We start from the raw sequence: 9,451 nt of genomic DNA, 5'->3' as shown, positions 1-9,451 counted from the left end.
GATCGTGCAGATGCTGGTCTTCGTGGCCAGCACGCCGGACTTCGGTGAGCAGTCGAACGTCGCCAACGCGGCCAGTGAACTGCTCATCGAGGTACTGGGTGAGAACGGACGCCACGCCCGCACCGCGATCGGTGTCGCCGGGCTGCCGCTCAACACCCCGGTCGAGATCCAGGTCATCTGCACCGCTGTGTAGCGGCGAGCCAATCATGAGCAGTGCGGCGGTGGCCCGGCTGCAACAGGCACTCGACGCCCTCGGCCAGCACGATCGACACCCGGTGCAGATCCTGCTGGCCGACGCGATGCAAGACAGCGTCGGACGAGTCTTCGAGGCGTCCTTCCGGCGCAGCTACGACCCGGAGGCCACCCGCCGTGAGCGTGAGGGGCAGATCCCGCTCCAACGCCTCGCCACTCCCGAGGAAATCGCCGACGCCGTCCTGTTCCTCGCGTCGTCGGAGTCCTCGTACATCACCGGGGCAACGCACCCCGTCGACGGCGGCCACACCGCTTTCCAGCAGCAGCCCACGCGTCCCAGAGACAGATGAAGGACACACCATGAACGCCCTTGCGGCACCACCCCGAAACGGAGAGCTTGGCTTCTGGGTGGCCCAACTGGCCGACAAGAGGCCCTCGTTCCCCCGCTTCACCGGCCAGGAATCCGTCGACGTGGCGATTGTCGGCGGCGGCTACACCGGCCTGTGGGCGGCGTACTTCGCCAAGAAGCTGGAACCGTCGCTCTCGGTCGCGGTCTTCGAGGCCGAGCAGGTGGGCTACGGAGCATCGGGGCGCAACGGTGGTTGGCTCTCGGCGATGCCTCCGGGAAACCGTGCCACCTTCGCCCGCGCCGGGGGAGGGCTGGAGGCGAGCCGGGCGCTGCAGCAGGAATTCGTCGCCGGCGTCGACTCCGTCCTGGACATCCTCCGGGCCGAGGGCATCGATGCGGATCAGCACAAGGGGGGCGCGCTCGTCGCCGCTCACACTCGGGCGGGGCTGGGTCGGCTGGTGGCCAGGCGTGATGCCGATCTGAAGTACGGGCTGACCGACGACGAAGTCCACCTGCTCGACCAGGACGAGTTCCGGAGCCGGATCAACATCTCCACCGTCCACGGCGGGCTCTTCTACCAGCACTGCGCGCGGTTCCACCCCGCGAAGCTCGTCTACGGCCTCGCCGACACCCTGACCTCCATGGGGGTCAGGATCTACGAGGGCAGCCGCGTGGACCGTGTCGCGGGCAAGACCCTCACCCTGGCCGACGGACGTGTCACCGCGGCGAAGACGTTCATCTGCACCGAAGGCTATTCGGGACAGCTGCTCGGCCGCCGGACCCTGATCCCGGTCAATTCCTCGATGATCGTGACCAAGCCCCTGCCGGAGGAGGCATGGCAGCAGATCGGCTGGGACGGGCTGCAGTGCCTCAACGACTCCGCACACACCTTCATCTACGCCCAGCGGACGTCGGACGGCCGTATCGCCATGGGGGGCCGCGGTGTCCCCTACCGCTTCGGGTCCGGCACCGGGGGAGCCGGTGCGACCGCCCAGTCCACCATCGACCTGATCTCGCACAAGCTCAGTTCCTTCTTCCCGGACATCCCCTTCGACGTGGACCACGCCTGGTCGGGAGTCCTGGGCGTCACGCGGGACTGGAACGGCGGCGTGCACTGGGACCCGGCATCGGGGATCGGATCGTCCACCGGCTACGCGGGACACGGTGTCACGTCGGCCTATGTCGGCGGCAGGACTCTCGTGGAGCTCGCCTTCGAGCAGGAAACCGAACGGACCACCCTTCCCTGGGTCGGCTACCGGGCACGGAAGTGGGAACCGGAACCCATCCGCTGGCTGGGTGTTCACGCCATGTACCGGCTCTTCGGCATTGCCGACCGGTGGGAAGAGCGCAGGGGTTCCAGCACGACCTCGCTGCTGGCCAGATTCGGCAGCAGACTCGCCGGACTTCACGAGTAAACGAAAAGGAACCGCTCTCATGGATGCACAACTCGCAGTCATCGGCCTGGGCAGCATCGGAAGCATGGCCCTGTGGCAGGCCTCCCGGCTGACCGACTCGGTAGTGGGCTTCGAGGCCGCCACCCCCGCCCACGGCCGCAGTGCCGTGGGCGGAGACACCCGCCTGTTCCGCATGATCTACCTCGGCAGGCCCGACTACTACCCCATCATCGAACGCTCCCGCGGCCTGTGGGCCGAGCTCGAAGCGGAAACCGGGCAGGACATCCTCACCACTACCGGGGGTCTGTCCATCGGGACCGCGAACGGCAGCTACATCACCAGCCTCCTCAAGGCCACGCGCGTCACCGGAGCCGAGCACAGCGTCCTCAGCCGGGAGGACATGGCCGAACGCTACCCCCAGCACAACCTCCGCCCCGACGACTGCGCCGTCTATGACCCCCACGCCGGCGTTCTGCGCACCGACCGCGCCGTCAGCGCCGCCGTCGCGGCGGCCGAGGCGAACGGCGCCACCGTCCTTCAGAACACGCCCGTAGACAGCATCACCGAAACCGAACACGGCGTGGTCGTCGCCTCGGGCGACAGAACCTGGACGTTCGAGAAGGTCATCGTCGCCTCGGGCGGCTGGTCCCGAAGGCTCATGCCCGACCACCTCAAGGCCGTTACGGAAACCCATCGGATCGTCCTGACCTGGTTCATCGCCGAAGACGGCACGCAGTTCTCGCCGGAGAACTTCCCCGTCTTCAGCCGGCTGTACGGCGATCGCTCCATGTACGGCGCACCCGCCGTCGACGGCGTGACGGTCAAGGCATCGATGGACGGACCGCTGGACGGACGCGGAAGGGAAACCCCCGACCCGGACTCCGTGCCCAGGGAGCTCACCCGGGAAGAAGTCGAGAAGGCCACCGATATCGTCACCGAATTCTTTCCCGGTCTGACCCCCACCATCGTGCGCTCCGACGCCTTCCCTGACCTCTTCACCGAGGACAGGCATCCCCTCCTCGGCTGGCTGGACGAGAACAGCAGGGTCTACTGCGCCACCGGATTCTCCGGAAAGGGCTTCAAGATGGCCACCGGCTATGGCCACATCGCCGCACACGAGGCGCTCGGCAAACAGACCATCGAAGGCCTGGACTTCGTGCGTCCGGACCGGTTCAAGACCAGGTAGCCCACCCACTACCGCCGCCTCGGTATCGTCATTCAGCTGACGGTCGTTGCGGACTCATCTCTTGATGTCCCGCAACGGTCGTCTGTCATCTGCTGAACTGTCCACCCGTGAAGACACTCAGCTTTACGCTGATCCGGAGCACCGGAAACGGGAATTGAATGTCGTGTCAGTTGGTTGGTCGGCGGTAGCCGATGAGGACTGCGGTGATGCCGACGAAAGCCAAGAAGTGTTCGGCTGCCTTGCCTTGCACTCGTAGTGGCGGTGCGAGGACTCGATGCCTTTGATGCCTTTGCGGGCGATGTGATGGAGGATGCCCGGCCGGTGGAGGCATCGGCGCGGGCGGCCGTGGTCGTAACTCTTGCCGGCGTGGAGCTTGGCCGGTCGCCGGCGATGCGCGCCCCGCCGCGAGCGGATCGGTGGGATCCCGCGTACCAGCGGCCTTCAGGCCGAGCCTGTCGTGCATGTTGGCGTCGGACATGCCCCGCGACAGAGGTAGTCCGTCCTGGTCCGTGATCAGGCAGCTGCCCATGATCTAGGACGGCTCATTGCAGACCATTCCCGGGCCAGCGCACCCCTCTGAGTACCACGAGGCGCCTTTGCACTGGTCAGCAATGCGCCGCACGTGTACCACCAGCAGACGTCTGCCCTTGCAGCAGGGTCACACTCTGAGTGCGCGTATCGCTCAACCCTCTGACCAGTAGCTTTACACCGATCCTTCCGCGAGACGGAAGCGGTATTGCGCCCCCGCGAAGCCCTTCCCGACGATGACGCCACCACAGAGAGACGGGAGCCAGCCCTCATACCTCACATGACCGCCTTCGCCAGGAACCAGTGGTTCCCAGCAGGGACAGTCAGCGAGATGCTCTTGCCAGTGGTTACTTCCATTACTCAGGTTGAGCTCGTAGAGATCGGAAGTTCGATCACCAGGCCGGTCTCGGCGAGGCAGCCGTCGAGCAGGTCGGGCCGGAACTGGATCTTCTTGAGCTTGCGCTTGACGATGCGGACGAGACCACGCAGATCGGCGGCGACGAAGTTGGCGATGGCGCGTTTCATCAGCGACCACACACCTTCCACCGGGTTCAACTCCGGTGCATACGCGGGCATTTGGATGAGCGTCAGCCACGCGGAGTGCTCAGCGGCGAAGGCCGCCGGCCGCCGGTCCAGGTGCACGTTCAGGTTGTCCCAGCACCACACCAGCAAGGTGCCGAGCTGCTGGTGGACGGCGACGATCAGATCGCAGTAGTCGTTCCAGGCGAAGCTCTTGGGTTCGCCTTTGCGCCCGTGGTAGACGTGCAGCCGGCAGAACAGGTGCGGGCGGCCGCCGGGCCGGAAGCAGACCACGCCGGCCACATTGACCCGGCCACTTCCCCGGCCCCGCACCCGCACCACCGGCCGCGCTCCGCGCGGTGCCCAGGTACGTCCCTTCGGAGGCCTCAGGCCCTATCCGGTCTCGTCTTCGAAGCAGATGTGGGCGCCCAGGTGAGCTGCCATGGTTTTACCTGCGGCCACACCTGCTCCTTCCACACTTCGATCGCCTCCTCGCCCCGCTCGAGGGCCTGGCGCACCGGCACCTGGCACGACCAGCCGTGCCGCTTGAGAAGCTTCCACACACCCTGGACCGTGTAGCCGACGTGGAACAGCCGGCCGATCAGCGCTTTGACCCGCTTCAGCGTCCACCGCTGGTCGTCGGCGAAGCCATGCGCTGCAGGACCACGCCGTAACTCCTGCTCCAGACGCGCCCATTGGCGGGTCGAGAGCCGCTCGACCGACACCGGCCCCTTGGAGCGCAACGCCTCCGCCCCGCCCTCGCGCCACTGCCTTCGCCACCTGCGCACCGTCGGCACGGTGATGCGGAACTCCTCGGCAACCGCTTTGATGCTCTCCCCGCGATCGAACCGCTCGGCTGCCTGCATCCTCAGCCGTTCGCGCCGCTCCTGCTCTTCGGGCGTGTATCCGCCGCGCTGTGCGTACCGCATGGTCGTGTCGTACCGCAGGGATCATGAAGCGTCACGACCTCGCGACCTCTACGAGTTCAACCTGAGTAGCACGGAAAAAGATGCCGCCGATGCCCGTCACGCGTTCCATGCCGCCATCCTGCCCTGTCGGCCCGCTCGGAGCCCATGGCTTGAGTCTTGACGCTCCGGAGTACGGCAAGAGTTACCGAGTTACAGGCTCGACCCGCCGGGGCAACTCGCGACAGATCTCATGCCCACCCAACGATCGTGTTCGCATGCGTGCTCCTCTTGTCCGGTTCGGTCGCGGCCAAGTGCGCTCAGCTCGCCGGCGTGCCATGGACACATTCGGCCTTCCCCCTTTGGGCAAGCTCAAGAGTTGTAGGAGGTGAGTGTGGCGACCACCCGGTTGATCATGTCCTCGTCCGTGGTCAACGGGGTCGGGGTGTAGGACAGGACGAAGCGGAGCCGGAGGTCGAGGGTGGAGAACACGCGGGTGCGGTAGCCGTACATCTCGCCGGTCTTTCCCCAGAACGTCACGCCGTTCACCGTGGCCGTCTGCAGGCCCATGCTGTAGCGGGCGGGGCTGCCGTCCTTCAGCATGCGAACCTCGGCCGGGGGAAGTGTGCAGAGCTTGTCCATCGCCCGGGGCGGCAGCAAGTCGCCGCAGAACAAAGCCTGTTGGAAGCAGAAGAGATCGTCGACGGTGGAGACCAGTTCACCCTCGCCCCATGTGCTGGACGGGTTGTAGACGGTGGCGTCGCGCAGGGAGCCGTCGGTCATCCGCAGATAGCCGTGCACATGCGGACCGTGCAGGCGGGGGTCGTCGCCGGGTAGCAGCGTGCGCGTGAGGCCGAGCGGTCTCAGGACGCGGCAGCCGATCGCCTCGCCGTAGCGCTGTCCGGTCAGCTTCTCGATGAGGAGGGCGAGGAGTACGTAGTTGATGCCCCGGTATTCCTGCTTGGTGCCCGGGCGGAACTTCAGCGGGCCGTGCGTCACTGTCCGCACCCACTCGTGCGGCGTCCAGCGGTCGAACCGGTGCCTCAGGGCGGCCTCCGGTGTGCTCGGGTCAGGGATGCCCTGATGGTCGGGGATTCCGCTGGTGTGGTTGAGGAGTTGGGTGACGGTGATGCGAGCGAAGTCGGACGGGAGCAGCCCCGGAAGGTAGTGCCCGATCGGTGCGTTCAGCTCCACGCGGCGTTCTGTCCACAGCTGGAGCACGACCGTGGCCACGAAGGCCTTGGTGACGCTGCCCGCGCGGAACTTGTCGTCGGGGCGTGCGGCACGCCCGGTGGTGAGGTCGGCCTGGCCCGTGGTGCCGTACCAGTGGTCCGTGTCGTGGGCGGCACGTAGTTGGGCGGAGGTGGTCGGCGGGTGGGAGAGGTCGGAGATCGCCGCCTGTAAGGCGCCGGTGTCCAAGCCGGTGTCCAACTCCTGGGGCCTGGCGGAGCCCGCCGCCCGGGAAGCCGCACTTCCGGCCGCGACCAGCACGGCACCGGCCACAGAACCACGGGCCAGAGAACGTCGGGAGATCGACTGAGAGTTCATGGAGCTCATGCTGCCGACGGCCCCACCCCTCGGGCATCCGGGATGTCCCCCAGGTATCCCTGACCCAACCCGTACCTGCCAGTAGCTCAAGCTAAGCCAGGAACATCACAGTGAGTCGACATCCTTTCGGTGTACCCCGCTGCCCCGCAAGCGTCGGACCCAGTTCCGGAGTCTCGACGCCCACGAGAGGCCGTAGATCACCGACATCAGGCAGGCCAGGGGCAACGTGTACCAGTTGGGCATCGTCCCCACGGCGTAATTCTGCCACGCCAGAAACAGCACCCCGGCCTCTACTAACAGCCACCACCTCCTCGGGACGTCGTCCTCTGCCGTCCACCCCAGCTTCCGAAGCACCACTCGGCCCGCGCCCTTTGCCTTCCCCATGATCCCCCCGGCGGATGGCATACCAGCCCGTCATCCAAGGTGACTCGCCAAACGGCACAGAGGTTGCCCACACATCGCCTGGGCGGTGCGCGGGGGCGTCCGGGCCAAAGTCACCGTGGAGAACTTGGCTTCTGTCCCAAATGCACCAGGCACCCGAGCGTGTTCCGTTCGCATTCCCGTCACGGTGACCGTTCGGCGAACGGACCTCTTCTCAGCCGCTTCCGCGTCCTGGGGCTGACCTGCCGTTTCGGGATCAGAAACAGGCTCTGACCAAGGGCGGCGGCGGCCAGGTCCACATCGCGAGCCGGCGAGAAGAACAGATGCAACTCATGCGCGGTGATCAGCCGTTTGAATCGCGGATACGCGGTCCGCTCGATCGAGGTCACAATCCCGCCCCGGCCCAAGATGACAACAACATCACCACCAACGACACTGCGCCGAACGAGTGACGGGCCGGGCCCTTTAAGGCTTCAAGATGAACCTATTGCCCCTTTGGCGCGTATTAGCGCACATTGCTGACGCGGCAGAAGGAGCCGTCGGGGCGGCCGCACGGCGCCCAGGGAACGCTCGCGGCGTACAGGCACCCGCGTGCCAGGGGCGTTGTCAGTGGCGGGGTGCAAGATGACGGACATGACAACACCTGCAGCTGTGATCGTGGATGCCACGGCTTATGCCCAAGCGGTCGAGGACGCGGTGAAGGCGTCGGCCGCCTACTACGCGGACGGCACCTCCCCGCTGGACGACGAGACCTATGACCGGTTTGTGCGTGGCATCGCGGCGTGGGAGGCCGATCATCCCGACGAGGTGCTGCCCGACTCGCCGACCGGGAAGGTCGCCGGCGGTTCTGTAGAGGGGGATGTGCCGCACACGGTGGCGATGCTGAGCCTGGACAACGTGTTCTCTCCGGAGGAGTTCACCGCCTGGACGTCCTCGCTGGCCCGCAGGATCGGTCACGACGTCGCCTGTTTCAGTGTCGAGCCGAAGCTGGACGGCCTGGCGATCGCCGCCCGCTACACCCGCGGCCACCTGGACCGGCTGATCACGCGCGGCGACGGGACGGCCGGGGAGGACGTCTCGCACGCGATCGGCACCATCGAGGGCCTGCCGCGGGAGCTGGCCGAGCCGGTCACGGTGGAGGTGCGCGGTGAAGTCCTGATGACCACCGCCCAGTTCGAGCACGCCAACGAGGTACGCACCGTGCATGGCGGGCAGCCGTTCGCGAACCCGCGCGGCGCCGCGGCGGGCACCCTGCGGGCCAGGGAGCGTGCCTACACGGTGCCGATGACGTTCTTCGGCTACGGCCTGCTGCCCCGGCCCGACACCGAGCCGGAGCTCGCCGGGCGGCTGGGCGAGCTCGCGCACAGCGACCTGATGGCCCGGGCCGTCGGGCTCGGGGTGAACACCACCGCCACGACCGCCGTGCCCGGCATCACCGTCGCCACGGTCGACCAGGTCCTGGCCCGGGTGCAGGAGATCGCCGTGCTACGGGCGGAGTTGCCGTTCGGGATCGACGGGATCGTCATCAAGGCCGACCGGGCCGCCGACCAGCAGGCCGCCGGATCCGGTTCGCGCGCCCCGCGCTGGGCGATCGCCTACAAACTGCCCGCGGTGGAGAAGATCACCCGGCTGCTTCAGGTGGAGTGGAACGTGGGCCGCACCGGCATCATCGCCCCGCGCGCCGTGCTGGAGCCGGTCACCATCGACGGCGCCACCATCACGTATGCGACCCTGCACAACCCGGCCGACATCACCCGCCGCGACCTGCGCCTGGGCGACCACGTCATGGTCCACCGGGCCGGCGACGTCATCCCCCGCATCGAAGCCCCCGTCGCCAGCTTGCGCACCGGCGAGGAGCAGGCGATCGTCTTCCCCGAGGTGTGCCCGCGGTGCGGCTCGGCCATCGACACCAGCGAGCAGCGATGGCGCTGCACCAACGGCCGCAACTGCCACCTGGTGGCCGCCCTCTCCTACGCCGCCGGCCGCGACCAGCTCGACATCGAGGGCCTGGGCCACACCCGCGTCGTCCAGCTCGTCGAGACCGGCCTGGTGGCCGATCTCGCCGACCTGTTCACCCTCACCCGCGACCAGCTCCTGGGCCTGGAGCGGATGGGTGCCACCAGCACCGACAACCTCCTCGCCGCACTCGGCACGGCCAAGGACCAGCCACTGTCGCGGGTGCTGTGCGCGCTCGGGGTGCGCGGCACCGGCCGGTCCATGTCCCGCCGCATCGCCCGCTACTTCGCCACCATGGACCACGTCCGCGCCGCCGACGCCGAAACGATGCAGCAGGTCGAGGGCATCGGCCCCGAGAAGGCCCCCTCCATCGTCGCCGAACTCGCCGAACTCACCCCGCTCATCGACAAACTCGCCACAGCCGGGGTGAACATGACCGAACCCGGCGCCACCCCGCCCGCCGTGGCCACCACCGACGCCGCCGATGACTGCG

The 9,451-nt window shown here is 67.4% G+C and carries 7 protein-coding genes and 2 pseudogenes; 5 read left to right on the top strand and 4 right to left on the bottom strand.

Annotated elements, in window-relative coordinates; translation table 11 throughout:
• From OP79_RS47540 to solA, 4 genes are all read left to right on the top strand, one after another.
• The coding region (locus OP79_RS47540) for a RidA family protein (protein ID WP_033329459.1) at positions 1-193 on the top strand (193 nt) is incomplete at its 5' end.
• A 13-nt stretch (positions 194-206) separates the two neighbouring features.
• Complete coding sequence (locus OP79_RS56675; protein ID WP_078492517.1) at positions 207-542, top strand: SDR family oxidoreductase; 336 nt, start codon at positions 207-209, stop codon at positions 540-542.
• A 10-nt stretch (positions 543-552) separates the two neighbouring features.
• Positions 553-1,956 (top strand): NAD(P)/FAD-dependent oxidoreductase, encoded by a 1,404-nt coding sequence (locus OP79_RS47530; protein ID WP_033329457.1) that lies wholly within the window; start codon positions 553-555, stop codon positions 1,954-1,956.
• Positions 1,957-1,975: 19 nt separating this feature from the next.
• Positions 1,976-3,121 (top strand): N-methyl-L-tryptophan oxidase, encoded by a 1,146-nt coding sequence (gene solA / locus OP79_RS47525; protein ID WP_033329456.1) that lies wholly within the window; start codon positions 1,976-1,978, stop codon positions 3,119-3,121.
• A gap of 285 nt (positions 3,122-3,406) precedes the next feature.
• On the opposite strand, the pseudogene OP79_RS58810 reads toward solA, so the two are convergent.
• From OP79_RS58810 to OP79_RS56305, 4 genes and pseudogenes are all read right to left on the bottom strand, one after another.
• A pseudogene (locus tag OP79_RS58810) lies at positions 3,407-3,638 on the bottom strand (IS5/IS1182 family transposase); the annotation flags it as partial.
• Between the two features lie 371 nt (positions 3,639-4,009).
• Positions 4,010-5,097, bottom strand: a pseudogene (locus OP79_RS58805) (IS630 family transposase).
• A gap of 348 nt (positions 5,098-5,445) precedes the next feature.
• Positions 5,446-6,621 carry a serine hydrolase domain-containing protein gene (locus tag OP79_RS47510; protein ID WP_033329453.1) on the bottom strand — a complete coding sequence of 392 codons (1,176 nt, stop codon included), beginning with the start codon at positions 6,619-6,621 and terminating at the stop codon, positions 5,446-5,448.
• Between the two features lie 563 nt (positions 6,622-7,184).
• On the bottom strand, positions 7,185-7,391 hold the full coding sequence (locus tag OP79_RS56305) for a hypothetical protein (protein ID WP_033329451.1): 207 nt from the start codon (positions 7,389-7,391) through the stop codon (positions 7,185-7,187).
• Between the two features lie 235 nt (positions 7,392-7,626).
• Between OP79_RS56305 and ligA the strand changes: the two genes are divergently transcribed.
• Positions 7,627-9,451, top strand: a 1,825-nt coding sequence (gene ligA / locus OP79_RS47495) for an NAD-dependent DNA ligase LigA (RefSeq protein ID WP_106972672.1), incomplete at its 3' end; no start/stop codon positions are given.

This window comes from Streptomyces yerevanensis (assembly GCF_000716805.1).
Lineage (GTDB): Bacteria > Actinomycetota > Actinomycetes > Streptomycetales > Streptomycetaceae > Streptomyces > Streptomyces flaveus.
Note: the sequence above shows the minus strand (reverse complement) of the source record. Positions and strands in the feature narration are given on the sequence as shown.

Coding starts and splice junctions, on each gene's coding strand:
- solA (WP_033329456.1), top strand. CDS start 1,976: ATGGATGCACAACTCGCAGTCATCGGCCTGGGCAGCATCGGAAGCATG.
- OP79_RS56675 (WP_078492517.1), top strand. CDS start 207: ATGAGCAGTGCGGCGGTGGCCCGGCTGCAACAGGCACTCGACGCCCTC.
- OP79_RS47530 (WP_033329457.1), top strand. CDS start 553: ATGAACGCCCTTGCGGCACCACCCCGAAACGGAGAGCTTGGCTTCTGG.
- OP79_RS47510 (WP_033329453.1), bottom strand. CDS start 6,621: ATGAACTCTCAGTCGATCTCCCGACGTTCTCTGGCCCGTGGTTCTGTG.